We start from the raw sequence: 24452 nt of genomic DNA, 5'->3' as shown, positions 1-24452 counted from the left end.
AGGCGCTGGGTGCGGGGCTGCGCCGAATGCGGTCAGGAGATCGGCAGCGGTTCGTTCGGGCGGTCGCGCGGGCATCAGACCAGACCTCCGCGCAGACGAGGCAGGCCGACGCCGACGGGGAGGACCGCGGCGACGAATCCCGCGTCCTGCGCGAGGTCCAGGCGCAGCAGCTCGAAGCGTCCCGCGATGTCGTTCTCCATTCGCGCGGCGTGGTCCTCCACGCTCCACTCCCCCGGCACCGTGATCGCGGTCGCGGCGGAGAAACGCACGAGTCCGTGTCCGGCGGCGACGGCCTGCTCCTGCGCTCGTGCGCCCGCAGCTGCGCGGGATTCGGACGCCGCGGCGCTGAAACCCTTGGAGCGCTTCCAGTCCCGCACCGCTCCGGCGCGGAACCGGCCTGCCCGAACGGCGCTGCGAGCACGGCGAGGAGGAAGTGCTTCGTAGTGGACGGCCAGGGCTCGCCGTTCCCCGGCGGTGCGCACCGCCAGCAGGCCGCCCAGAGAACCGAAGGCGGTGCCGGATTCGGGCATCAGCACGGCGTAGGACACGGTGGCGAAGCCGTCGTGCCGGTAGACCCGCGCGCTGGGCGTCGGCGTCTGGCCGGGACCGGCCGCGGCCCACGTGACGCCGGAGCGCCGAGCGTTCAGCGAGCCGGCGGAGCCGGGGTTGAAGCCGGTCCGGATCGCTTCGGCCAAGCCGGCACCGGACAGCCAGGTCACCCGTTGCGCGCCGAGCACGCGCAACGACTCGGTGAGGCCGTCGAGAGCGCGGTACAGGACGACGGCCCGCCCGTCGATTCCGCCGCCGGCGGCTGCGGCCGGGCGGCGCAGGGCGGCTTCCGGGCCGGTGAAGGTCACGAACACCTCGTGCCGGACCGAGACAGCTCCGACGGTGCGGTCCAGCTCGCGCTCCGCGCGGCGTGCAGCAGCAGGTGCGTCCACGCGTTCATGCACCGAGCGCCACGCGTCGTACTCGGCACCGGTGTCGGGCACGGTCCGGACCAGCAGTGACATCCGGTCGATGACCTCGCGGTGCGCCAGCGTCGCGAGCAGGTTTCCCAGACGGTTGGCGAGTCGCTGGCATTGCGCGTCGGACAGCATGCCGACTCCGCGGTGGGTCAGCTTCGCGGTTGCGCCCCATCGTGCTTCGCCAGTGTCGTGGATCAGGCAGATCCGGCCGAGGTCGCGCATCGGCGGGCCGTCGGGGAACCGCAGTCTCGCAAGGGTCCCAGGCAGATCCGGGAGGGCCGGATCGACTGTGGCTCCCGCAGCGGCTCGGGACTGCCAGCGCGACCAACCGAACGCGATTCCGACTTGGAACAGCACCCAGTCAAAGAGCCACCGGACCGCCGGGCGGCCGCGGACGGGCACCACGATCAACGCGATTGCCGGGATCGAAACCAGGGCAGTCGCCAGCGCTTCGGTGAGATGTCCTCCGGCCAGCGGGAGGATCACGGGCAGAGCGAGCAGCACGCAAGCGACGGCCTGTACCGGGCGGAGGCCCAGCAGCCAACCGTCGTGTTCTCGCTGTCCGAGTCCAGTGTAGAGCCGAGTGCTCATTCGACCACCGGCTCTTCGGCTGGACCGCGGTCGTCGTCATCGTCGTCGTCCGGAGGATCGTCGTCCGGCACCACCTCTTCTTCCGGATCCTCGACCGCATCCACAACAGGCGGGAGAACGTCGTCGGCGGGCGACGCATCGTCCTCGGCGGATTCGTCGTCTGGATCCTGTTCCTCGTCCCGCTCGTCTTTCCCGTCCCGCTCGTCTTCGTCGTCGCGAGATTCATCGTCGCGGAATTCGTCGTCCTCGGATTCGAAGTCGAGATCGGGTTCGGCGGCATCGAAACGTTCGTCGTTCGCGGATTCCTGCGCGTCGTCCTCGTCACCGTCGTCGTCGCCTGATCTCCAGTCCTGCCAGGCCTTCTTGAGCTTGTCGAACATGTTGCCGAGCTGCCTCCCCGGCAGGCTGTCCGGCCCGTATGTGTCGGGACCCAGGTCCGACATCTCACCGCGGAGTTCGCTGCCCGCGTTCGGGTCGATGAAGGAGAACAGCTTGAACAGCACGATCGGCATGAACAGCGCGAACAGCAGGGTCACTATCCCGGACAGCAACCCGAACAGACCTTGGCGGCCGGCGACCGTGGCCACGCCGATGACGATGACCAGCGCGATCGCGGGCTTGAGAAAGATCAGCGCCAGCACGCCCCGGACGCCCTTCCAAAACCAGCGCGAGGTCGTGTTGGCAAGCAGTCCGGCAGCCAGAATCGGGATCGTCGCGACGATCACGTCGATTCCCGCCTGCCGCAGGATCATCTCGAAGGCCATGCCGAACCCGGCGGGGAAGGTTCCGAACACCGCCGCCACGCCGAGGATCACTGCGGTCACGGCCTTGGAGACGCCGTCGAGAAGGTTCAGGGCGTGCATCGCGTCGGCGAACCGGTCGCTGTGGAGGCCATAGCCCAGCAGGAACGTCGTGAGTCCGTCCGCTGCGGCCAGCAGTGCCGCGACGATCCCGACCGACGCCGCCAGGGCCACGCAGTACTGCATCGGCCCGATCAGCAGGCGGGTGAACCCTCGCCCTCCGCGCAGCACTGCCGAAATGATCTGCCAGAAGAACAGTCCCAACGCGAGAACGCCGCTGATCCAGAGCATCACCGGCCATACGACGCCGATCGGCCCGTCCGTTTTGGACACGGTGAACCGGGAGTAGGCGTCGACGCCTTCGAGGACAAGCTGCAGCACGGTCAGCCCGGACCCCCACAGGCCCTGCATGATGGAGTCGAACACGTTCCCGGCGGCGACCGCCAGTCCCTTGCTCGCGACGTCGCCGGCCAGCTTGCCCAGTGTCCCGAGCTGGGTGAGCCAGTCGATCGGGTTCACCGCGCACCGCCCAGTGCCCGGTAGCCAGCATCCACTGATTCGTCGGTGCCCGGCCATGCCGACGAGGCGTAAGCCGCTCGAGGTCCGGGACTGATCCGCCAACTGCTTCCGGTCCACCGCAGCGCTTGGCAATCCCCGACTCCGACGCTCGTGCCCTGGCCCTGGTAGTCGACGGAGAACTGCCCCAGGGTGCATGCCACCACATAGTGGCCCTGGTCGGCGGTGCCTTTGATCAACCCGTGGGTGACCTCATAGCGCACGGTCAGTCCGTCGGTTATCTCACCCGCGGCGACCCCGGCAGCCTTGCGGAACTCCCGCAACAGCACGTGCAACCCCGCTTCGGCGACCGACGGCGCTCCCTGCAGAGCCAACTGTGCGTAGGCCCGGTCGTAGGTTTCGGGATCCCCTCCGGACAGCCCGGCTTGATTGAGGGCTGCCAGCTGTGCCAGCGCGCCTTCCGCGGTCGGAGGGAAACTGTCGGGAATCCAGCGTCCGGCGCGTTGCGACGGGGGCGGCAGTACGATCGGCGGTCCGGCCGTTCTCGGGCTCTGGGGATGGGGCTGAGCCGCCTCAGCAGGCAACCAGGTCATTGGGCGCGTCGCGAGGGCTGTTTCCGGGTCGCCGGGCAACTGGCCCGGGTTGGGAAGCGCGGCACCAGGCGGACCTGAAAGCGTGACCGGCGCGGTCCGGTTGTGCGCGATGACCACGAACGCCGCAATGGCGGCGAGAGCAACGAATACCATTGCCAGTAAACGTATTCTGGCCTGCATGCGCGGGTCCAAGTTGCCGGTCATTTCGCCGTACCCGCGAAGCCGTTGATGACTGTCCAGCCGATGCCGTACAGCAGCGCCCCGCCGACTGCGCAGAGCATCATGACCAAGCCGACCTTGCCGGCCCGGTGGTGATCGACCCACCGGCCGCCCGCCCACACCACCAACCCCATGAAAAAGCCCACCAGCAAAGCGATTCCGGCTGCCCACTTCACATTGGCGACGAGTCCGATGATCTGGTCGGCTCCCGGCGGTTTCGACGGTTCCGGATTCGGAAGATCCGCGACGTGGACGATCCAGACCTCGACGACGTGGCTGAGCATCGCGACTCCCTGCTTGGCACCCGGACGAGGCCGGTGTGCGGAAGCGGGAGGGCTTCGAGCAATGAGAACGGAAAATCGTGAGTCACAAAGGTTTTCGGTCAGGCGGAGGAGTTGGCAACCATCCGGTCACCCGCCATTGGCGCAGCAGCGGAGAAAGAGCGGAGCGGATCTTGTCCGGCGTGACGTCGCCGGTGATACCGGCGGTGGCGATGTCGCGCTCATACGGCACGAAGACCGCGCTCTCCAACAGCGCACTGACCCGATACCCCGCCGTCGCCGCAACCCGCGGAGGCCACCGTCGCGCACCGACGACCACCAGCCGCCCGATCGGCGGGATCATCCGCCGCAGCACCCACGGTTCAAGGCGAGCGAGAACCTGCTCCGCTTGAACCAGACCCGGCACGGTAGGCCGCAGAACGAGCAGTGGACACGCCGCGAGGCTCAGCCAGCGGCCGGTGCCCAGCCGCACGTCCGACGCGAGTTCCCAAGCGTCTCCGGCGACGTCGACAACTGTTGCCTGCACGCGGCGGTCTCCGGGAAGCCACCAGAAGGACGGCGCGACCGACCGGCTTCTGCCGGGGTCCTCGACGCGGCCCACGAGCGCTTGTGCACGCCAGGAGAACCGCACGCGCGCTGTCGGCTCCGGCACCCGGACGACCGGACCGTCCGCCCTGGCGGCCTGCCCGAGTCCCGACCGAATCGGACCCGCGGTGTCGGCGAGCAGCACCGAGTACCCGGCCAACTGCAGCGCGTCCGAGAGCGCGGCGGCGACCACGCTCACCCCGACGCCGCCGGACGCCCCCAAGATCGGTACCACCAAACCGAACCGGGCGCGGAGCGCGTCTGCGTTTCCCGGTGCATGCCGATCAGCGGCAGTGCCGCCGGACAGAGTGTCCATCGTGCGTCTCCCGGACGTCGCTGACCTGCGTCGCGTTCCGTTCGGAAGGCACGACGACTTCAGCTGTTGTCAAGGAGGGCAGGTCGTGAGAGATTTGACTCGCTGTGTTGTCACGACACGAGCCAGCGTATCGACACAGCAGTGCTTGTCAAGCAGCACCGAGGGGACCAGATGAACGACCAAGGCCGCGGCACACGCGGATCAGGCGATTCGCCGATCCCCCGCCGCACCGCAGCGCGGCAAGCCGCGCTGTACCGGACGCTGCTCGGATTCGACAGCTTCTCCGGACGCCTGACGCACCTGCTGGACCACGAGTCGTTCGTTCACTACGACGCCGACCGCACGCCGGTCACCGACCCGGACTTCATCGCGGCACACGAGGCCGAACTGCGGACGAAGCGAGCATCCGCCCAGGCGATCGCCGATTGGCTCCTGGAGTATCGAGGGATCTCGATCAGCCGTCAGCAAATCAACAACCTGCGGGCCGGTCGCCGTCCGATGCCACGCGCGTCGGAGGTGAACGGCTTCGCCGATTACTGGCGCATCGACGCCCGCACGCTCGATCCCGCCACCCCTGCCGAACAGGTCGCAGGTTTTCCCGACACGGAGACCAAACTCGCCGCTCCGGACTGGCGCATCCTCGAGCTGATGAACGAAATCGGCCTGCAGAGCGTGCAGGCACGGGAGATCGGCTCCGCGCTCGACAGCTCATCCCCCGACAACAAGCAAGCGTTGATCGAGATCCTGTCCGCCATCTCGCGGGACCAGAAGGCAACCAACGACGACTGACTTGCCCGCCAAATTTGAATTCACCTGTTGACAAATTGTGGTCAGCGGGTAGGTTTACCCCGAGTTGGCCGCCACGGCCGCCGCATCAGGGAGGGTGCGGCGCACCGGCCGGACGGCCGCCGACACGGGAGTTGTCGTGCCGACTGACGTCGTGCCGGCGACGCATACTCACGCACCGAGGGATCGCACGTTCTCCATCATCCCTCCGCGCCCTGACTGCGTCGCCGAGATACAGAAGCACCTGAACGCACGCGGTCCGCCCCGAGGGCCGCCGCGAACCGGGCTGGGTTTCGCGCTCGCCCAAGCCAGCTAACCACAAAAGCAGCAACTTTCAGTCCTTAATGGACTCTTACTGTGCCGCGCCTGTCGGCGAATCGCCGGGGCAGCATCACTCTCTCCTCAGTTCATCGTCAGCGCCGTAACCGGCGCGACCTTGTCATGCAACAAAACCAACCTAAGGACACTCATGCGTTTTTCTCCGCCCACCGCGGCATTGGCCGCGGCGCTGGCGCTCTCGTCGGCTGTCGCCGCGCCTGCGATCGCCGACGGAACCCATGACGCGAGCAACGACCGAAGCGCCCTGTCCGGCAGCATTCCCGCGTGGGCCACGCCTTCAACGAAGATCAGCGACGCCGACACCTCAGACGTTCGCCAGGTACAAGTCGCCTTGTCGTTGCGCGACCCCGGCGGCGCAGCACGACTTGCCAGCGAGGTGTCGAGGCCAGGAAGCGGCCAGCGCGGACATTTCCTTTCTGCCGCACAATTCACCGACAGGTTCGGACCGACCGACGACTCTGTACACCAGGTGCGCGAGTGGCTTGCCCACGCGGGCCTGACGGTCAAGGACACGAGCACGAACCGGATGTTCGTCAATGTCGAAGGCACCACCGGCGATCTCGAACGCGCCTTCGGCACGCATCTCGCTTCATACCGCACCAAAATCAGCGGCTCAGCCCGAACTCTCACCGCCCCCGAAAACCCGATCACGATTCCCCGTGCGCTGCACGGCGTGGTCAGTGCCGTGATCGGGCTGGACGACAGCCGCAACACCATCCGGCCGCAGCACACCGCACCACACGCCCCGACTGCCGAACAGCACTGCGCGCGCTGGTGGGGAGAGCAGAACAACACGGACGTCCCGCAGAAATACCCGTCCGGCGCACAGTCGAACTCGCTGTGCGGCTATACCGGCACCTCCCTGCGCGCCATGTACAGCCTCGGCTCCGGCGATCAGGGATCCGGCACCACCATTGGAATCGTCGGTGCCTACAACGGGAACTCTGTTGCGCAAGACGCCAGCCGGGCGGCGAGCCAAACCGGAATTCCCCAAATGAAACCGGGCCAGTACACCGCGGTCCTGCCCGACGGCGGATTCACCGATCAGCAGAAGTGCGACGCCGACGGGTGGGCTGGCGAGCAGGCGCTCGACGTCCAGTCGTCCCACGCCATCGCGCCCAACGCGAACATCCGGTACTACGCCGCGAAGACCTGCCTCGGCGGGCTGTACGACGCGGTCGTCAAGGCAGTCAACGAGAACACCGCGGACGTGCTGTCGTTCTCCTGGGGCAACGCCGACGGCGAGCGAAGCATGGCCCCAGCGGTCCGCGACCAGTTCAACTCGATTGCCCTGCAGGCCGCCATTCAAGGGCAGTCCATCGCGGTCTCGACCGGGGACGCCGGCACGAACGCCGGGATCACCGGATCCGCGACCGCGAGCTTCCCGTCCTCCAGCCCGTGGGTGACCGCGGTCGGCGGCACCACCGTCGGGCTTGACCAGCAGAACAAGCCGCTCGTGGTCACCGGGTGGGAGAACGCCGGTAACACGCTGTCCGGCGGGAAATGGGTCCCGCAGCGCAACACCGACGGCTCATTCGCTGGTGGCGCGGGCGGCGGTGCCTCGGCACTGTACGACGCTCCCGACTGGCAGAAGGGCGTCGNCCCCGACTCGGCGAGCCACGGGCACCGCGCAGTGCCGGACATCGCTGCGCTGGCCGACTCCTACACCGGTTTCCTGGTCGGGCAGACCCGGCAGGGCCAGTTCGGCCTGTACTCCTTCGGCGGCACGTCGCTCGCGGCGCCCGTTGTCGCCGGGCTGGCAGCCGACGCCCAGCAGGTCCGCGGGGCCCGCGGCGGGCTGCTGACACCGTCGCTGTACGCGCTGCGAGCCGGGATCAAGGACGTCGCCCCGGTCAAGGCCGGCGTGTTTACCCCGGCGATGCACACGCTCCCGGGAACGGGCGTGCCAAGCCAGCAGGGGCAGTACCTCGTCGATTTCGACACCCGACCGCAAACGCTCCAGAGCGGACCGGGCTGGGACAACGTTACCGGAGTCGGCACACCCGACCGCGGTTTCGTCGAGGCGCTCGCCGCGAAGTGAGCCGGTGGTGCGGGCCTGGCCAGGGGGCTGGCCCGCACCACCCTTCCCACGCACGATCGGAGGACGATTCGCCATGCTCGTGCTCTTCCTCTGCCGGAATTCGCTTCCTCGAGGCTGGTTTCGCTTCTTCGTCCCGCTCGGTGCCGTCGAACTCGCCTGCATCCTCTTGCTGGCGCTGTATCTCAGCGGCACCCCGTCGCCCGGGCAGCAGGGTCCCGGCGAGGTCACGTCAGCGTCGGATGTCCGAGCAGCACCAGCCATCGCGCCTCGGCCTGTCGACCACCCCGAATCGCTGCCCGAGTCTACGACTTACGCCACAATCCCCAACGCGCCAACGGATGTGAACGAGTCCGACAGTCCGAACGGGACGGTGGTGCACCCGCATCGACCCGTTCCCGTCTACCAAGCGCCTGGCGCGCCACCGTTCGCGATGCTGCCGGTCAAGCAAATCAGCTCTGACACTTGGGTTCCCGTGGCGGCGGAGGAAAACGGATGGATCCAGGTCCTGCTGCCGTCCCGGCCGAACGGAAGCGTCGGCTGGCTGTCCACACAGGACTCTTCCTTGACTGCGGCCCGAACTCCGTACCGAGTCGAAGTCAACCGCACCGCGTTCCGAATGACCCTGATCCGCGACACTACAACGGTTGCAGCCTGGACGGTCGGCGTGGGGAAGGACGCAGCACCGACCCCATCCGGCAGGACCTTCGTGATGGCGTCTTTGGCCGACGCGAACCAAACCTACAGCCCCGTGATCCTGCCTCTCGGAATCCATTCGACCAGCCACGAAACCTTCGGCGGCGGCCCGGGGACGACCGGCATCCACACCTGGCCCGACCCGCGCGTCTTCGGCACCCGGTCGAGCGATGGATGCATCCGCGTACCCGCCGAAGCACTGTACCGGCTGGCGGCCGAGGTGCCGTTGGGAACTCCGGTCCTCATCCACTGAAATCCTAGTAATAAGGAGAAAAATGACCACGTCTTCACGACATCTCGGTCTTGCCGCCGGTCTTGCATTGGCCAGCGCCGGCGTCGCCATCACCGTCAGCACGACCTCGCTGGCAGCCAAGCCCACCGCACTCGCCGCGACCTCCGGGTCGAGCGCGTCCGGGATCACCGTCAGCGGCGGAGAACGCGTCGGGCCCGCGCCGTCGGTCTCCAGCTCCGGTGCAGTCAAAACCGGTGGAGGATCGGTGTCCTCTCCCAGTGGAGCCGTCGTCGCCAGCGGCATCAACCTGCGCGCTGGCGCCGGAATCGCCGAAGCAACCGTCACGAGCGTCCGGGTCGGCACCACCAGCGTCGGCCCGTTCTCCGCCACCTGCCGCAACGGCGCCACCACCGTCAAAGCCCCATCACGGTCCAGCGGCAACCTGACAGTCACCCCCGGAGCATCCGGCGGACCGCACGCGACCGCAGGCACCATCACAGTGAAAACGCCAGGCTCGCCAGCGATCACCGTGTCCGTCGCGACCGTCTCCTGCGGCACCGGCACCCCGCCGACCGAACCGCCGCCCACCACCCATCCCGGCAAGCCCGGCCCGACCGACGACCCCACGCCGACCGCGCGGCCCAGTCAGCCCGGACACCGGCCCGCACCGACCGAACAGCCCGGTTGGCCAGCCCACCGCGACTCGGACCAGGGACGCCCCGGGCACCGGCCCGCCCCTGCCCCAACGCCTCGACCCGGACACCTGCCGGTGACCGGCTGACCTGCCGCTGTGGTCCGCCCGCAGGCGGACCACAGCCCGGCATCACCACCGTCACGACCCTCCCCGTCACCGCCCGTCCAGGACTGTCCGGGAGGACGAACATGATCGCAACACAGCACGAAAACAAGCCAGCTACCGGCGACCACGAACTACGTGCCGTCCACTTCGTCGGCTCTCTGCCAGCCCAGCTCGCACCGACACCCCAAGCCGGTATGCAATGGATGCTGGACCAAGCACACGGCCGAACCCTCGCCACACTCCCCTGCGACGCCGACCCGCGGTGGATCGTCGACTGGCTCTACGCCCTCGGCAACGTCGCGTCCCTCGAACCCACCAGGACCGGCGAGGCCACCAGCTACGACGACTACCCGCGCTACCGCATCGCCCCTGGCCACCGGCTCGCTCCCGAGGACGTCTCCCTGCGGCGAGCCAGCCACACCGCCACCGTCGCTGTCACCCGGCAGGCCCTCGACGGCCCACAGCAACTGCCACCGATGCAGGTGTCGATCCCCGGCCCACTGGATCTGGCCTACCTCTGCTTCGGCACCCCCGCCCGCACGCTGGCGAATGTTGACGTCCTGCGCGAAGCAATCCTGCACGACGTCAACGAAATACATCATCGATGGGGCGACGAGGTCGTCTTCCAGTTCGAAACCCCGGCCACGCTCGCGATCCTCGACCGCGTACCGCATTCCTTGCAAGCTTCCGCGGCCGCGCTGCTCGCCGGGCAGATCACCCGCGTCATCCGCGAGAGCCCCACCAGTGCGACCTGGATCCTGCACCTGTGCCACGGAGACCTCAACCACGAACCTCTCGTCACCCCGCCCGATCTCGCACACGCCGTGCGAATCCTCAGGGCCGTCCACCGGCAGCTCACTCGGCTCGGCCTGCCCATGCCCCGAGTCCACATTCCGATGTGCACCGGAACCAGCGCACCCTCGACCAACGCGGCCTACTACCGCGCGCTCCGCCGCCTGCCGGACGACATCGAGGTCATCGCCGGACTCGTCGACGAACACCACCCGGCCGAATCGGCCCGTGCCCTCGAACTCGCCGAGAACGCGCTAGGACGGACGATCGCCGCCGTCGCCGCGGCATGCGGACACGGCCGCAGGAATCCCGCTGACGCGACCGCGAACGCCGAACTGGCACACACGCTTGCGGACGCCCCTCACCGCCGGTTCGCCCACCACCGCCGGGCCGGGAGGACCGCATGACCGAACCGATGTACGCCGTTTTGTGCCGACCTCGAGGTGCCGAGACCCGGCCGCTGCCGGAGGGAGCGCTGGCCACTCACCTTCTGTATGCACCGACAGTCCCCGTCGACCGGCTCTCTGCGATCCGCGTGCTGATCCCTGGCGGCCGGATTCTCCCGCCCGCACAACATAACTCGGCCGAAACCGCGCTCGTCGTGTTAAGCGGATACACCGGGGTACTCTCCGGCCCAACCATGGCTCCGGTCTTGCCCGCACCCGGCGATCTCGTCTACATTCCGGCCGGCGTCCCGTACTCGGTGGTCAACCTCAGTCACAACGCAGCCGTCCTGCTGCTCGCCATCACGACCGATCCTCGTTTCGACGCGGGAACCGCACCCGCGGCCGACTACTCCGACGCGGTCGCGACCCGCGCCGTCACCCTCCGGGCAGAACACGTCGACCGGATTGCCCAACGGAGAGCAAGCGACGCCCGACGACGCCGTTAACCTCCCCGCACGACCGGAACGCTTTGCCCCGCCCTCCCCTGCCACACGCGCCAGCCGCGTGCAGCCCGCAAGGGAGGACACACCCGTGCGCACCCAGATCCTCGACTGCGCCCGCGAACTGCTCAGCGCCACCTCCGACCCACGACTACCACCGGTCACGCTCGACGAGATCGCCGCGCAGGCAGGCATCACTACCCGTCAGCTCCGCGCTTACTACACCTCCGTCGCAGCCATCGAAGCGGACCTGCACGCCGAAGAAAGGTCCTGACATGAAATGGCCCTCGCTCCACCTGCGCGGAATCGGCGCAGCCCTCGGCGAACTCGTGCCCGTGGCGTCCGAACATCCCACGGGCCAGCGATCCATCTCCATCGCGCGCCACGCAACGGGAATGGATCTCGCCGTCCGAGCCGGCAACGCCGCGCTCTCCGTGCTAGCCCAAGTCGCCCCTGCGCCACTGCCCGTCCCGGAACTCCACCTCCACAGCGCAATCTGGCGGGGCAGCCGCGGAATCGACTTCTGGTCGCGCGCCAGCTACGTCCGAGCCAGACTCGGCCTGCCCGCCGGACCGGGCATCGCCGCCGAACTCAACGCCATGTCCAACTCCCTGGTCGGCGGCATCGACCTCGCCGCCCGCGTCCTCTCCGGCAGCTCCGACGTCGACCACATCATGCTCACCGGCGGAGAAGTCTTCGGACCACCAGCCTTCGACCACCTCAGCGCCGACCACGGCATCGCCTACGGAGACGGCGGTTCCGCAGTCATCCTCGGCCACCGCCCCGGACTGGCTCGGATCCTCTCCACGGCGTCCTACACCGACCCGAGCCTCGAACAGCTCCACCGCGGGAACCACCGCTTCCTGCCCGCAGGCACCACCGAACCCGGTCCAGAACGAATCCGCGAACGAAAACGCCAGTACGTCAGCGCCGTCGGCACGGATTCGATCAACACCCGCAACACCCACGGCATCCGAACGGTCATGAAACACGCTCTCGCGGACGCCGAACTCGCGGCCGATCAGCTGGCTTGGGTTCTCCTGCCGCACTACGGACATCAACTGCTCAAGACCCACTGCCTTCGGCCGCTCGGCATCAATGCCGAACGCACCCTCCGAGACGCGGGCAACCAGTGGGGCCACCTCGGCCCCAACGACCAGATCGTCGGCCTCACCCACCTGCTAGCCCGCGACGCCATCCGACCTGGCGACCACCTCGCCCTGGTCGGCATCGGCATCGGCATGACCTGGACCGCGGCGATCATCCGCATCGACAGCGTCCCGACCTCCCTCCGAGCACAGGCTCCTCCGCTTAGGTTGCCGTGGCGAAACACAACTTCGCTGATCGGCTGATCTGTGTGCACGGCACCCCCTATGGAACGCAAGCTCGACCGCTAGCAGGCAACTTATGAGCATCGAAGCGATCAACTGGGCACTCAAACATGCCCGAATCCCCGAAGACCGGCGCGACTCGTCGAGTCTCGCCGTAGTCCTCATCGGCCTGGCCAACCACGCAGACCCCGAAGGCCGGAACGCCTTCCCCTCGCTCGCGACCCTGGCCAGCTACACCCGCCTGACCGAGCGCTCCGTCCGCTACGCCCTCCGAAACCTCGAACAACTCGGACTGATCCAGTCAGCCGACCCTCGGATTGTCGCCGCGCACGTCCAACGCGCCGATCGCCGTCCGAACGGATACGACCTCGTCATGGCGAGCGATGGCCCCGCCGGCCGGGGGCAAAGACTGCCCTCCGCAGGTCAGCACGAGGGGCAAAACACCACCCCGCGGGCGGCAAACAACCACGAGACGGGAGGCAACCCCTGCCCCCGAACCATCCATAAACCATCCATAAACCACCCGAGCAGGCGCTCGCCGCGGCTGCCCGAGCCGATCTACCTTCCGCCACCGTGCGGCCGCTGCGACGCACGTCCAGGCGACCCGGCTTCCACCCGATCCACCACCGACGAGGACGGCAACGTCAGACGATGTCCGAACTGTCATCCCGCCGAAGTCGAAGACGCACCCGGACAACCGCGGCATCCCCCAGAACTCGCCGCTCGATCTGAGCCGCCTGTCCACGTCAGTCCCGCTGCCCTCGATGACCGCCCTCCACTCCGCACACCCGCTTCGTCCGGAGGAACCCATGACGGACCACGACGCTCCCGAGCAAGGACTGACGCCAGCACAGCGAATCCTCCGCGCCCGCATCGCGGCGAACGCGTCTTGGGCGCGGACCCCAGATCGAACTCGGCGAACCGCACCCGCGCGAAAAGCAGCGCTTGACCGCTTCGAAAAGCTCGTCGACCCGACCGGCGAACTCAACCACGACGACCGGGCCAGACGAGCCGAACACGCTAGGAAGGAACACTTCCAACGGCTGGCGCTGCTCAGCTCGCGTGCACGCCGTCGCGGGACCTCGAACAACCCGCGTTCAGAATGACTTCCGCCCCAGCGCGATGGCACGAGTGGGCGTCATGCGCGAACTATCCGGATCTCGACTGGCATTCTACGGAACCCGCCGACGTTGCAACTTGTCGACAAATCTGCCTCTCGTGCCCGGTCCAAACGGCATGCCTCGAGGAAGCGCTGTCCGAGTGCGACCCTTGGGGAATTCGAGGAGGACTGACTCCCGACGAGCGCGAACTCAACGCTGGCCCGGACCGCGTTCGCATCCTGCCAGCCCATGGGACCAACGCTCGCTATGCCAAGCATCGTTGTCGTTGCACGGCTTGCCGACAAGCGCATGCCCGATACACACGCGATCGTCGAAACCGACGCAGGCTCAGCGATCCTCAACGCTCACCTCACGCCCGGACGCGCCGTACCTCAGGCGATTACGAGTCTTCCGTCCGAATTGAACGAGCCACCGGCTGTCAACGGTGGACAACAGTGCCACAGGCGAAGGGCGACCGCGCACGACACGGTTCGTTCGACGGGCAGCTGCCGCCGAAGCTATAGGTCGTGGCATCTGGTCCAGGTCAGGAAACCGCCTGACGCTGCGAGCCAACCGAAGAGCGGGAACGAACCCATCCGCATCATCTCCTTCCATGCCTTCTTCGCCAGCTTGGTGAGCCATCTGACGGCCTTCTCAAGAGCGACCAGCGAGAACACAATGAACGAGATACCGAGCATTCCGGTGAGACCGCAACCGCGTGCCGAGTCGAACGGCGCGCCGGACCCAGACCACATGCCACGACCGCTATTCAGTTCTTCGCCCAGCCTACTGGAGACAGGAGTCGACAGGATGCCTGACTTCGAGCGGCCCGATCGCACCGCGATCGACAAAGAAGCTCGTGGTCAGTGCGATTATACCTCCGCGGACGTCACACCTCTGAGCTTCGCGATGCCCGGCCGTGGGGCCGAGCCACACGTCGACACAAGCCGGAAGCCGTTCGTCGCATCAGGCGATTGCGAAACTCCCGCCCAGGAGCACCGCCACAAACCCTGCTCGTTCTGGTTCGATACCCTGCATGGCCCCTGCACCCGCACCGCCCGACCCATGGTATGCCTCCGGCTTGTTCTGGGCGATAGCCGCCGTTGGCGTCGCCATAGTCCTCGGCGTCGGCGCGATCGTGGCGACCTACCGGTCCGCAAACCCCCGACGCCGCCTGCACGTCTACGCTTCGAACATCACACCGTTAGTGCACCAGATCGGGCAGACCCTTTCGCTGGAGGTGCGCTCCAATGGCGTCGTCCTGACAAACCCGCACATCGCCACGGCAAACCTAGTTGTGCGCAGTCGGCGCGACATCCGGAAAGATGCGTTCGACGGACCCATAAAACTGTTCTTCGGAACACATATCGTGGCCGTGCTGGAGCAGACATCCGGAACCGACGTTCCTGGTACCCCGCTGCCGAGTCTGATTCGGCACGAGGACCTACTCGAAATCCAACCATCGATCCTGCGCCGTGACCTAACGCTCACCTATACCGTGCTGGTAGAAGGCAGCACCCCCGTCTTCAATGCCGAGGTACCAGTCGACGCGGACATACGCGATACACCTCCATCCGAGACCGCGTCGACACTCGGACAAATTGCATTTAAGGTGGCAACACAAGTACTAAACCAGATGCCACTCCCGCTGGGCGCTCGTTTTCGAATATAGATAGATCTAGCCTTCTCGGATCTCACGCGTTGCGAGGCCGCCCCCGTCGCACGAGCGTCAACCTGACACCTCACCACATGCATCCAGACCCTGGCTCGGATTCGCGGACAACACATGCTGGGTACGCATCGACCTTACCGACGATCCATCCCAACGCCTGGGTCTATTGAGAGCGACGAGATCAGAACCAAGATCAATCTGCGACCCTCCTATTTGACGATTTCCGCTCATCGCCGACCAGGCGCTATACTGGTGTAGCACTGCGCTTAGCCGCTCCCGCTTTGGGAGCGGAGGGTCGCAGGTTCAAATCCTGTCATCCCGACCGATCGGGGCTGGACCTGCGCGGGTTCAGCCCCCTTTTTCGTGCCGCCGGACGCGGGGCGGGAGCTAGCACAGCGCTTGGCAACCCTCCTGCTTGAGGATTTCACTTGTGCACCCGAGCACTGGTTCCCGCTCCCTGGCAGACGCTGATCATTGAGTGCGCCATGTCACTCGAAACTGAGATCAAGGGTCCCCGTACGCTCCGCAGCTACTGCGACGCCGCGCGCTTCTTCCGCCCGGCTCGCCGACCCGGCCGCGCCGCCGGAAGCCGAGACCCCGGAACCGTGGCTGGCGGCGCAGGTTTACCCATTCACGACATGCGCATGCCTTCCCGGACGCGAACAGTCCCGGAGAATGCCCTTACGCTCTAACTGGTCATGCGCGCGAAGGCCGCTGAAGTCGGCACCGTATCTTCCGCCCTGCATCTTCACCGAAGGGGCAGCAGCCAACATCATTGCACCCGCCGAGTCCGCTGGGGTCGCTCTCCGTCATCGGACTGTTACCGGAGTAGTCGCATCCGTTCATCTGCCGTGCGAAGGCCGTGTCGAATACCGGGTCCGGGGTCATGGACTGGCCGGTCGACGACAAGGACCCGCGGGCGTCGAGCTGGGTCAACCCCGCCGAACAGGAGTTGACGCTAGTGGGACACTGCGGCTCGCTGAGTCGATGGCGACCTGGCTCGTGCCGTGGTGCTCGCCAGCCAGTCGCACCGGTCCAACGTTCTGGACGACACGCGTGCTGCGAGCGCCACCGGCTTCTAGCACAATTTTCCCGATAGCAGCGCTATACAACACGACGACTATGCGCCCGCAGAGGTCCACGCCGCGAATTCGCCCAGCGCACATTGCAGATCATCCCGGGTGTGAATTTCCCTGTGATCGTCTCGATCTATGCCCAGAAGAACATCCGCACACATCAGCTGAACCTCTCCAGTCTGGCGTGGGTGGATTTCTCCATCGCGCGACCCGTCCCGGACAACCTCCGGTCGACGACATCATCATCCATCCGGGATCACTGGCAGAATAGATCGATCATCTCATCGCATTCATTGCGACCCGCGATCTATTCAGCTTCATCGACATCATCCGAATGTTCCAAAATATGGATCCATGCCACCCGGCACGCAGCGAGCCCGAAGCACGCCCGCTCTCGTTTCAGCCATGCGACGGGTTCTTTCGCGAGCAGCAGTGGCCGGAGTGTCTCGTACTTCATACGATCCAAATTGAGAACCTTGAGCCATACCCATACTAGAGTCGCAGCGACGATCTCCAGGCAAAGCATTTTGCGGTGGCTTTCCGAGAGAACCAGCCTGTGCTCATCGTCCACTCGGCAGGTCAGCTTCACGCACCCGCCGACGGCCGCTGAGCCGAGGTCGGCTGGTCCTCGCTCCGGCACCGAACGCGTTGTCCGCGATTGCCAGGCAGTCAACTGGTCTCCCGGCCTGGGTCAGTTCGGGCATCGAGCCAGCGTTTTGCGGAGCTTGCGGTCCGCATCGGGACCGCCGGCGGATTGCCCGGAGCGGGGAGCAGGATCTGTCGCGCGAACACCAAGCACCGATGAGGTTTTCGCGCCTCGCCCGTCTGTATGTGTGCGACAGACACACAGGAGGCTGACATGACACGGAAACTGATCTTCGGCATGAACCTGACGCTCGATGGCTACATCGCCGCGACTGGCGCCGACATCGGCTGGAGCGGGCCGCCGAGCGAGGAACTGTTCCGGTGGTGGCTCGACCAGGAACTGGCCAACAGCATGTCGCTCTACGGGCGCAAGCTGTGGGAGGCGATGAGTTCCTACTGGCCGGCTGGCGGCCAGCAGCCGGGTGCCACGTCGGCGGAGGTCGAGTTCGCGCGGAACTGGCGGGATACGCCGAAGGTGGTGTTCTCGTCGACGATCGGCAAGGTCGGCTGGAACACCCGGGTGTTCGCGGGCGACGCGGTCGCCGAGATCGCCCGGCTCAAGGCTGCGGACGGCGGGCCGTTGGGCATAGGCGGCGCGACGCTCGCGGGGGCGGCCATGCGGGCCGGGCTGATCGACGAGTACGCGGTGGTCACCCATCCGGTCCTGGTGGGCGGCGGTACGCCGTTCTTCAGTGCGCTGGAGAGCTGGGTGGACCTGACTCTGGTGGAAACGCGGACGTTTCCCGGCGGCGTGGTGCTGACCCGCTACGAGACTAGGCGGTGAGCGTGGGCCGGGTGAGAGCGTGTCCGCCCCGCTGGAGCTGCGATCACAGTGCCGGGGCCAGGCCCAGCCACGGTTTGCCGGCGACCTCGAATCCGGTGAGCTCGGCGATCTGCCCGTCGGCGATGTGCAGCACCGCGAGGTTCAGCAGCCGGTACGCCGGGTCGCCGGGAGTGCGGAGGTAGAGCGCGGCCGCGGGCATGCGGTTGACCGTCGTGGCGATGCAGCGCCAGTCGTCGTAGCCGCGCTGGAAGAGACCGCCGGAGACCCAGCCGTCGACCGCGTCCTTGGCCGTCGTGATCACGGCGCCTGGGTCGGGCAGCATCGCGAAGCGCAGGTCGTCGCGGAGAAGGGCTGTCAGCCGGTCGAGGTCATTGCGTTCGTGGGCGTCGATGTACGACTTCACCACCTCGCGCTCGTCTCGCGACAGTTCGTGGGTGGCGGGGCTGCGCCAGTCGAGGCGGCGGTCGGGCAACTGTTCGCGCATTGTCACGCGCGCCCGTTGCAGTGCGCTGGTCACCGACGCGACGGTCGACTTGAGGGCCTCCGCGGCCGTCGGTGCTGGCCAGCCGAGGACGTCGCGCAGGATGAGCGCTGCCCGTTGCCGCGGCGGCAGGTGCTGGACGGCGACGATGAACGCCAGCTCGATCGTCTCCCGTGCCACCACCGATTCCTGCGGGTCCTCGGGGAGCATCCGGTCGGGGTACGGCTGCAGGTACGGCAACTCAGCGTCCGGAAGCTCGGACGGCACGGGGGTGCGGTCGTTGCGCTTGTCCAGGAAGTCGAGGCAGGCGTTGGTCGCGATGCGGTAGAGCCAGGTACGCAATGCGGCGTGGCCCTTGAACGACTCCCGCTTGTTCCACGCCCGCAGGAACGTTTCCTGGGTCAGGTCCTGGGCGTCTTCGTAGTTCGCGAGCATCCGGTAGCAGTGCACCTGCAGCTCACGCCGATAGCGCTCGGTGATGAGCGCTAACCGCGCCGGGTCGCCTGTGCGGACTGCCTCGATGAACGCGGCTTCGGCGGTGCCCAGCGGGCTAGCGTCGGTCATGGTCGTCGATCCTCCCACCGGCGCGAGGGGCCGCAAGAACTGACGACCGGGCGGAGGACCGCTGGAGGTGGAGGGCCCCTTGGGGGAGTTCGATTCCCGCAAGGGGCCCTTCACGGCCGAGGCTCAGGATCAGTCGGTGGCGAGGGCCCGGGTAGCCGGGCCGATCGACGCCCAGCTGCCGGAGGCGGCACTCCAGCGGTAGATGCCGCCGCTGTTGACGCCGTAGACGCCGTCGGCATTGGCCGCGAACGAGTCGCCGGAGCCGCCGATCCGGGACCAGCCGGTGCCGGTCAGCAGGTTGACGTCCTTGGTGGCCGGTTCGATGCCGAGCAGCGTGTGCGCGCCCGCGTACAGCGCGCTCTGCGCCTTGCCGACGCTGGCCCAGGTGCTGCCGGTGCCGGTCCAGTGGTACACACCGCCGCCGTTGGCCCCGTAGATGCCGTCGTCGTTGATCGCGAAACCGGTGCCGGAGGTGCCGATCTTGACCCAGGTGCCGGGCGCGGTCATCAGGGAGAGATCGCCGGTGCCGGGCACGGTCCGGGCGAGCAGATGGCCGGCGGCGTAGAACGCGGTCCCGGCGGGCCCGACCGTTTCCCAGCCGGTGCCGGTCCAGCGCAGGACACCGCCGCCGTTGTAGCCGTAGACGCCGTCGGCGTTGACCACGAACCCGTCGCCCGGGCCGCCGATCTTCGCCCACTGGCCGGGGGTCCCGGTGTAGCGGTAGACGTCGTGGGTGTCGGCGCGAGTCGCGACCAGCGCGCTTTCGCCGGCGTAGACCCGGTCGAACCCGGTGCCCAGGGTCGTCCAGGCGCTGCCGGTGCCGGAGTAGCCCAGAACCGCGCCGTTGGCGTCGATTCGGTACAGGCCGTGGTGGCCGGCGACGGTGTGCGCCGTGACCCACTCGCCGAGGTCGTCCACCCGGACGGCGCTCACTGCCGGGTTGGTCGCGGTCTCGCCGAGGCAGTTGTGCTGGTACGAACCGGTGACCACGCCGGTGATCCGGCCGTCGGCAGTGAACACCGGCGCACCGGCATCGCCGCGGCACACGCCGCTCGTGCCGGTCGCTTCAAGGGCCAGACCGTGATCCGGTGCGCCGGGCGCGACGGTCAGCGGAGCCGACTGCGGAGCGTCCGGGATCCATTCGGTCGCCGTGCGGCCGAATCCGGCCACCGTCACCTGCCCGCTCGACGGCGGCGGCGTGGCAGCGAGAGTCCCCGGGCTGGCCCCGAGAACCGGCGCGACCAGCCGCAGCAGCACGACGTCGCGGTCGGCCCGCGGCGCCACTCGGTCCACGGCGATCTGCCGGGTCGGCTTACCGGTCTCGGTCACCGCGGCATTTACCGCGACGGCAGGCGGCGCGCCGTCGACCAGCCCGTCGCCGGCCTGCGCGCCGGTCTTGCCGGTCAGGCACGACGCGGTCGTCAGAACCCATTGCGAGGAAACCAGGGTTCCCGTGCAGGCGTGGCCGCCGCTGGTCGCGTCGCCCCCGATCGCGAGCCGGACCAGCGCGGACGCCGCCGCACCGGTGACCGGCGCGCCCCCGGCCACCGCGCTCGCCGGCGACGCGGCGGCCAGCAGTCCCGCGGCGGTCACCCCGGCGACGCAGCCGGCCAAGCGCGCGGCTTTCCGGTTGACTCCCATCAAGAAACCCTTCGTTCAGTACGCCTAAGCGGTTCAGGCCAACGCATTTCAGGCTGGCCGGGTCAGCTGGGCCGACGATGAATTCAGTGGATGCGCTCCGGAGATACCCGCCGAATGGGCTGACGCCGTGCTCGCCCGCATTTCCGCGATCCCAGTCATCGGGACAGCGAATGCCTCCGGCGACACCCGTCGAATTCACGCCGACGAATCCACCGCAGCACGAGAACTCGCTCCCCCTTTTGCCGCATGCCCCTCCCCCGCCTGTCAGCGCACCCGATCTGCTGGTGCGCCGCAAATACCATCGCGTGCACCGTGCCGCCATTACTGCGACATGCGGTGACATACACCACATTCCGCCAGCTCTGCGCATCCGGTTAGGATGCGACGCTCAGCCGCCATCCGCGCGGACAAGAATTGTCAGTTAGTTCGCCGCGGCTTTTCCCGGGTTTCGCATTTCCGCACGAGGGCAACCTCAGGCGTTGCCGTTCTCCGAACTCCCGCCGAACTTGGCCCACACCTTGCTCGCGGTATCCGCGACCGTCTCGCCGACCTCGGTGAAGACCTTCGTCAGCGGATCAGCCGAGGCCGTCCAGGAATCCTTGTACGACTTCGCCGCGGACTTCAGGTCGTCCTTCCAGTCCGCGGCCGGCGCGTCGTCGTCCCGGCGCGGGTAGTCGCCGGTCAGGATTGCCCGATAGCCCTCGGACGCGGCCCATTTCTGCAGTTGCGTCGCCCGGACCACGGCGAACGGGTGGGTTTCGGTCTCGACGTACTTCAGCTTCAGCAGGCTGTCCCGGATGTCTTCGCCCGACTCGTATTCCGCGCCCTGCCGCAGGAAGGACGGGATGTCGATGCGGGACGGGTCGACGCCGCCGGCGAGCTGGATTTGCGCGCGCAGCGCGGCGGTCGGGTCCTGGCCGCAGAGCAGGCCGGCGCGGTCGCAGGACAGTTCGGCTTTGCGGTACCACTCGCTCAGCGCCGCGATGATCGCCCGGATGCCGAGTGCGCTGACCGGTGTCCAGGACATCGACATCTGGAGGTTGATCAGGCGCACCATGATCGTGCGGTAGACCGCGTGCCCGGACAGCACGTGCCCCATTTCGTGGCCGATGGCGAACCGCAGCGATTCGTGGCTCATCTGGCCGACGAGCGCGGTGCTGATCCGGATGAACGGCTCGTCCATGCCGAGCGCGGACGCTTGCAGCCGCGGGTCCTGGTAGACGAACAGGTTCGGCACGACGGGAAGATCGAGCGTCTCGGCGCATTCGTGACGCAGGCGGTCGAGTTCGGGGTACTGCCGCGGTCCGACGCGGATTGACGACGCCAGCGCCATCAGCCGTTCGCCGCGTTCGTTGTAGAAGCCGGAGACGGCCTTGATCACCTGGGCGAATCCCGGCACCGCGCGCAGAGTGGCGAGCGCGCCGCGATCCACCGGATGCTCGTAGGCTCTCGGGCTGATTCCCGGAAAACGGACGGCGGTCCGGTGCGCAGGTTCGATTTCGTCGGTCATGGCTCCCCCCAATGAAGTCGTCGGCAGCAGCCTACTCAAGGATTCCTCGGCACTGAGCATCGACGGTTCCGTTGCCCATTAACGGAAACGTGGCGGATCAAGCAAGCGAGAACCCTGGTGTCCGGACCACTGCCCGAGCACGGTGCTTGCCACCGCGCACCCGGCAGGCGGTCGCCGCCGCCGTGCCCGTCCGGCGGGATCGGCTGGATTGGATACGATTGGTCACGACTGCGGGGGAGGCGGCGTGGCGCACGGACCTGAAGAGCCCATCCCGGGCGTGGACCTCGACCGGCCCAGCGTGGCGCGCGTTTACGACTGGTATCTCGGCGGTACGGCCAACTGGGCCATCGACCGCGAGTTCGGCAAGATGGCCCTTTCCGCGTTTCCGGCCGGGATGTACTGCGCCCGAGCCAACCGCGCGTTTCTGCACCGCGCGGTGCGGCATCTCGTGGGACTGGGCGTGCGCCAGTTCGTCGACATCGGTTCCGGCGTCCCGACGATGGGCAACGTGCACCAGATCGCCGACGAGGTCGCGCCGGACTCCCGTGTCGTCTACATCGACCGCGAACCCGTCGCGGTCGCGCATGCCCGGATCCTGCTGGAACGCCACGGGGATCCCGAACGCCACGCGGTGATCCAGGGCGATCTTCGCGAACCGGACGAACTGTGGCACTCCGTCGCGGACACCGGCGTCCTCGATCCCGGCCGGCCGCTGGCCCTGCTGGTCACCGCGGTCCTGCACATCCAGCAGCCCGGCCCGGACGGGCGCGACCTCGGGCCGGAGGCCATCGCGCGGTACCGGGAAATGCTGCCTCCGGGCTCGTACCTGGTGCTGTCGCAGATCACCCACGAAGGATTGCCGGAGGACATCGCCAGGCAGTTGCGTGCGGTGATCCAGTTGTACGACACCAATGTGAGCAAGCACGTGCTGCGCTCGAACGCGGAAATCCGCGCGCTGTTCGGCGATTTCGAGTTGCTGGACCCGGGCGTCACGTGGACTGCCGCCTGGCATCCCGAGGAAAGCGGGCTCAACACACCAGTAGTCGACTTCGCGGATCCGAGCGAGGCAGCGATGCTGGCCGGGGTCGCGCGCAAGCCTTGATCCGCGCGGAAGCACCGCGAAACCCTCCCGGCCAAGGCCTGCGGCCGTCATCCCCTCAAGCGCCTCACGGACGCAGCTCAGCCCGCAGCAGCATGGCGTTGCGAAGGAGCCCGTCCGGCGGGGCGGTGGTGCCGCCGTCCGTGGTCACGTAGAAGGCTCGGCCTTCCTGCCCCGGAACCCAGGCGGCGCTGGACGGCCCGACCAGGCGTTCGTCGAACGGCTCGCCCGCGACGTGCCGGACTTCGCTGCCGTGCCGCGGAATGAGCGGCACTCGGTCGAGCGTGTTGGCGCGATGCCTGGTGACGTAAGCGAACCCGGCCTCCTCGTCGAGGACGAAGTCGTCGGCGTTGTCGATCGCGGCGACGAATTCCGCGCCACCGGCCGGGTCGAGCGTCGCGGGGTCGACCGGCACTCGCATGAAGACTTTCTGCGCGGTGGACGTGTAGTAAAGGTATCCGGTCCGCGCGCTGTACCGGACGCCGTTGACGCCCGGCTGTCGCGGCGGGGCGATCTCGGCGTCCGGGTCGTCGGCCATGGTGTCGTGGGCCAGCCAGATCCGGGCCTGTGCCCCGCGCGCGCCGGCATCGAGGTCGACGCGCCAGATCAGCCCGGCGAAGCAGTCGGCGACGGCCAGTACCCCGCGGCCGAGCAGGCAGCTGCCGTTGAGTGCGCGCACCCGGTCGTCGAAGGTGAAGACGATCTCCGGGGCGACCGGTTCGCCGGGCGTCCAGCCGGTGAGGTCGAGCCGGACCAGATGCGATTCGTGGGTGGTGTACCCCTCGGTCAGGCTGAGCACGAAGACGTCCGGCCGGACCTCGACGATCCCCGTCACGGGATGGTCGAAGCGATGCACCAGAACGGGACGCCGCGGCTCCGGCACGATCCACAGCTCCCGCTGCAGGAGGACGGTGACCAGCACCGAACCGTCGGAACGGACGGCGAGGTTTTCCGGGAAGTACTTTTCCGGGAAGGACGCGACCGGGGTCAGCGTGACGTCCGGGACGGGGGTCATCGGCATGGCGGGCTCTCCTGACATTAAAAGAGGACGGACATCCGCTTTTCTTCTACGCTAGGCTGCCCCCGAGCCGGGTGTCAAGGCGAGGAGCGGA

24 protein-coding genes and 1 tRNA gene are annotated in these 24452 nt (G+C 67.5%); 14 read left to right on the top strand and 11 right to left on the bottom strand.

All coding sequences use genetic code 11. The features are described from left to right. Positions 1-74: 74 nt before the first annotated feature. The 5 genes from A4R44_RS23835 to A4R44_RS23815 all read right to left on the bottom strand — a co-directional run bounded on the left by A4R44_RS23835 (position 75) and on the right by A4R44_RS23815 (position 4869). Entirely contained in the window at positions 75-1559 is a 1485-nt protein-coding gene (locus A4R44_RS23835; protein ID WP_067584792.1) for an SCO6880 family protein, read from the bottom strand. After that, positions 1556-2878, bottom strand: coding sequence for a hypothetical protein (locus A4R44_RS23830; protein ID WP_067584789.1), 1323 nt, complete (start codon positions 2876-2878; stop codon positions 1556-1558). The genes A4R44_RS23835 and A4R44_RS23830 overlap by 4 nt, the downstream gene beginning before the upstream one ends. Then, a complete protein-coding gene (locus A4R44_RS23825; RefSeq protein ID WP_232791748.1) occupies positions 2875-3672 on the bottom strand; it encodes a hypothetical protein in 798 nt (265 codons plus the stop codon). The genes A4R44_RS23830 and A4R44_RS23825 overlap by 4 nt, the downstream gene beginning before the upstream one ends. Then, positions 3669-3971: a hypothetical protein gene (locus A4R44_RS23820; protein ID WP_067584786.1), complete on the bottom strand. Its 303-nt coding sequence runs from the start codon at positions 3969-3971 to the stop codon at positions 3669-3671. The genes A4R44_RS23825 and A4R44_RS23820 overlap by 4 nt, the downstream gene beginning before the upstream one ends. An 82-nt stretch (positions 3972-4053) precedes the next feature. Beyond that, positions 4054-4869 carry a hypothetical protein gene (locus tag A4R44_RS23815; protein ID WP_232791747.1) on the bottom strand — a complete coding sequence of 272 codons (816 nt, stop codon included), beginning with the start codon at positions 4867-4869 and terminating at the stop codon, positions 4054-4056. Positions 4870-5040: 171 nt separating this feature from the next. Between A4R44_RS23815 and A4R44_RS23810 the strand changes: the two genes are divergently transcribed. Continuing rightward, complete coding sequence (locus A4R44_RS23810) at positions 5041-5658, top strand: hypothetical protein (protein WP_067584783.1); 618 nt, start codon at positions 5041-5043, stop codon at positions 5656-5658. A gap of 399 nt (positions 5659-6057) precedes the next feature. Here the strand turns inward: A4R44_RS23810 and A4R44_RS50670 are convergent, their stop codons facing one another. Further along, on the bottom strand, positions 6058-6297 hold the full coding sequence (locus A4R44_RS50670) for a hypothetical protein (protein ID WP_232791759.1): 240 nt from the start codon (positions 6295-6297) through the stop codon (positions 6058-6060). On the opposite strand from A4R44_RS50670, the gene A4R44_RS23805 reads away from it, so the two are divergent. The 11 genes from A4R44_RS23805 (at position 6197) to A4R44_RS48245 (ending at position 15862) form a co-directional block, all read left to right on the top strand. Continuing rightward, positions 6197-8035 (top strand): protease pro-enzyme activation domain-containing protein, encoded by a 1839-nt coding sequence (locus A4R44_RS23805; protein WP_232791758.1) that lies wholly within the window; start codon positions 6197-6199, stop codon positions 8033-8035. The genes A4R44_RS50670 and A4R44_RS23805 overlap by 101 nt on opposite strands. Positions 8036-8039: 4 nt before the next feature. After that, complete coding sequence (locus A4R44_RS23800) at positions 8040-8981, top strand: L,D-transpeptidase family protein (protein WP_232791746.1); 942 nt, start codon at positions 8040-8042, stop codon at positions 8979-8981. Between the two features lie 22 nt (positions 8982-9003). Beyond that, complete coding sequence (locus A4R44_RS23795; protein WP_157904983.1) at positions 9004-9741, top strand: hypothetical protein; 738 nt, start codon at positions 9004-9006, stop codon at positions 9739-9741. A gap of 221 nt (positions 9742-9962) precedes the next feature. Next, on the top strand, positions 9963-10958 hold the full coding sequence (locus tag A4R44_RS23790; protein ID WP_067584777.1) for a hypothetical protein: 996 nt from the start codon (positions 9963-9965) through the stop codon (positions 10956-10958). Further along, on the top strand, positions 10955-11443 hold the full coding sequence (locus tag A4R44_RS47430; RefSeq protein WP_107648880.1) for a cupin domain-containing protein: 489 nt from the start codon (positions 10955-10957) through the stop codon (positions 11441-11443). Before A4R44_RS23790 ends, A4R44_RS47430 begins: the two co-directional genes overlap by 4 nt. A gap of 85 nt (positions 11444-11528) precedes the next feature. Next, positions 11529-11711 (top strand): hypothetical protein, encoded by a 183-nt coding sequence (locus A4R44_RS23780; protein WP_067584771.1) that lies wholly within the window; start codon positions 11529-11531, stop codon positions 11709-11711. Between the two features lies 1 nt (position 11712). Next, the gene (locus A4R44_RS23775) at positions 11713-12789 is read left to right on the top strand and encodes a 3-oxoacyl-[acyl-carrier-protein] synthase III C-terminal domain-containing protein (RefSeq protein ID WP_067584767.1); all 1077 of its coding nucleotides are present in this window, start codon (positions 11713-11715) and stop codon (positions 12787-12789) included. Positions 12790-12844: 55 nt separating this feature from the next. Beyond that, positions 12845-13717, top strand: a complete 873-nt coding sequence (locus tag A4R44_RS50665) for a helix-turn-helix domain-containing protein (protein ID WP_232791745.1) — start codon at positions 12845-12847, stop codon at positions 13715-13717. 153 nt (positions 13718-13870) lie between these two features. Beyond that, positions 13871-14392: a WhiB family transcriptional regulator gene (locus A4R44_RS52540; protein ID WP_095213560.1), complete on the top strand. Its 522-nt coding sequence runs from the start codon at positions 13871-13873 to the stop codon at positions 14390-14392. A gap of 512 nt (positions 14393-14904) precedes the next feature. Next, a complete protein-coding gene (locus tag A4R44_RS48250) occupies positions 14905-15540 on the top strand; it encodes a hypothetical protein (protein ID WP_157904982.1) in 636 nt (211 codons plus the stop codon). Positions 15541-15790: 250 nt separating this feature from the next. Further along, positions 15791-15862, top strand: a tRNA-Pro gene (locus A4R44_RS48245). A 1061-nt stretch (positions 15863-16923) separates the two neighbouring features. Here the strand turns inward: A4R44_RS48245 and A4R44_RS48240 are convergent. Further along, entirely contained in the window at positions 16924-17187 is a 264-nt protein-coding gene (locus tag A4R44_RS48240) for a hypothetical protein (protein WP_157904981.1), read from the bottom strand. Between the two features lie 288 nt (positions 17188-17475). Here A4R44_RS48240 and A4R44_RS23765 point away from each other — a divergent pair, with 288 nt between their 5' ends. Beyond that, positions 17476-18045, top strand: a complete 570-nt coding sequence (locus A4R44_RS23765; RefSeq protein WP_067584751.1) for a dihydrofolate reductase family protein — start codon at positions 17476-17478, stop codon at positions 18043-18045. 43 nt (positions 18046-18088) lie between these two features. On the opposite strand, the gene A4R44_RS23760 is transcribed toward A4R44_RS23765, so the two are convergent. The 3 genes from A4R44_RS23760 to A4R44_RS23750 all read right to left on the bottom strand — a co-directional run bounded on the left by A4R44_RS23760 (position 18089) and on the right by A4R44_RS23750 (position 22241). Continuing rightward, positions 18089-19090 (bottom strand): RNA polymerase subunit sigma-70, encoded by a 1002-nt coding sequence (locus A4R44_RS23760; protein WP_067584748.1) that lies wholly within the window; start codon positions 19088-19090, stop codon positions 18089-18091. A 129-nt stretch (positions 19091-19219) separates the two neighbouring features. Continuing rightward, positions 19220-20731 carry a S1 family peptidase gene (locus A4R44_RS48235; RefSeq protein ID WP_067584745.1) on the bottom strand — a complete coding sequence of 504 codons (1512 nt, stop codon included), beginning with the start codon at positions 20729-20731 and terminating at the stop codon, positions 19220-19222. A 472-nt stretch (positions 20732-21203) separates the two neighbouring features. Then, the gene (locus tag A4R44_RS23750; protein WP_067584742.1) at positions 21204-22241 is read right to left on the bottom strand and encodes a M48 family metallopeptidase; all 1038 of its coding nucleotides are present in this window, start codon (positions 22239-22241) and stop codon (positions 21204-21206) included. A gap of 277 nt (positions 22242-22518) precedes the next feature. On the opposite strand from A4R44_RS23750, the gene A4R44_RS23745 reads away from it, so the two are divergent. Further along, complete coding sequence (locus A4R44_RS23745) at positions 22519-23343, top strand: SAM-dependent methyltransferase (RefSeq protein WP_095213559.1); 825 nt, start codon at positions 22519-22521, stop codon at positions 23341-23343. Positions 23344-23407: 64 nt separating this feature from the next. Here the strand turns inward: A4R44_RS23745 and A4R44_RS23740 are convergent, their stop codons facing one another. Beyond that, on the bottom strand, positions 23408-24361 hold the full coding sequence (locus A4R44_RS23740; RefSeq protein WP_067584735.1) for a hypothetical protein: 954 nt from the start codon (positions 24359-24361) through the stop codon (positions 23408-23410). Between the last annotated feature and the right edge of the window lie 91 nt (positions 24362-24452).

The organism is Amycolatopsis sp. M39, assembly GCF_001651785.1.
GTDB lineage: Bacteria > Actinomycetota > Actinomycetes > Mycobacteriales > Pseudonocardiaceae > Amycolatopsis > Amycolatopsis rubida.
Note: the sequence above shows the minus strand (reverse complement) of the source record. Positions and strands in the feature narration are given on the sequence as shown.

Coding starts and splice junctions, on each gene's coding strand:
- A4R44_RS23835 (WP_067584792.1), bottom strand. CDS start 1,559: ATGAGCACTCGGCTCTACACTGGACTCGGACAGCGAGAACACGACGGT.
- A4R44_RS23825 (WP_232791748.1), bottom strand. CDS start 3,672: ATGACCGGCAACTTGGACCCGCGCATGCAGGCCAGAATACGTTTACTG.
- A4R44_RS23820 (WP_067584786.1), bottom strand. CDS start 3,971: ATGCTCAGCCACGTCGTCGAGGTCTGGATCGTCCACGTCGCGGATCTT.
- A4R44_RS23815 (WP_232791747.1), bottom strand. CDS start 4,869: ATGGACACTCTGTCCGGCGGCACTGCCGCTGATCGGCATGCACCGGGA.
- A4R44_RS23810 (WP_067584783.1), top strand. CDS start 5,041: ATGAACGACCAAGGCCGCGGCACACGCGGATCAGGCGATTCGCCGATC.
- A4R44_RS23795 (WP_157904983.1), top strand. CDS start 9,004: ATGACCACGTCTTCACGACATCTCGGTCTTGCCGCCGGTCTTGCATTG.
- A4R44_RS23790 (WP_067584777.1), top strand. CDS start 9,963: ATGCTGGACCAAGCACACGGCCGAACCCTCGCCACACTCCCCTGCGAC.
- A4R44_RS47430 (WP_107648880.1), top strand. CDS start 10,955: ATGACCGAACCGATGTACGCCGTTTTGTGCCGACCTCGAGGTGCCGAG.
- A4R44_RS23775 (WP_067584767.1), top strand. CDS start 11,713: ATGAAATGGCCCTCGCTCCACCTGCGCGGAATCGGCGCAGCCCTCGGC.
- A4R44_RS50665 (WP_232791745.1), top strand. CDS start 12,845: ATGAGCATCGAAGCGATCAACTGGGCACTCAAACATGCCCGAATCCCC.
- A4R44_RS52540 (WP_095213560.1), top strand. CDS start 13,871: ATGACTTCCGCCCCAGCGCGATGGCACGAGTGGGCGTCATGCGCGAAC.
- A4R44_RS48250 (WP_157904982.1), top strand. CDS start 14,905: ATGGCCCCTGCACCCGCACCGCCCGACCCATGGTATGCCTCCGGCTTG.
- A4R44_RS23765 (WP_067584751.1), top strand. CDS start 17,476: ATGACACGGAAACTGATCTTCGGCATGAACCTGACGCTCGATGGCTAC.
- A4R44_RS23760 (WP_067584748.1), bottom strand. CDS start 19,090: ATGACCGACGCTAGCCCGCTGGGCACCGCCGAAGCCGCGTTCATCGAG.
- A4R44_RS48235 (WP_067584745.1), bottom strand. CDS start 20,731: ATGGGAGTCAACCGGAAAGCCGCGCGCTTGGCCGGCTGCGTCGCCGGG.
- A4R44_RS23750 (WP_067584742.1), bottom strand. CDS start 22,241: ATGACCGACGAAATCGAACCTGCGCACCGGACCGCCGTCCGTTTTCCG.
- A4R44_RS23740 (WP_067584735.1), bottom strand. CDS start 24,361: ATGCCGATGACCCCCGTCCCGGACGTCACGCTGACCCCGGTCGCGTCC.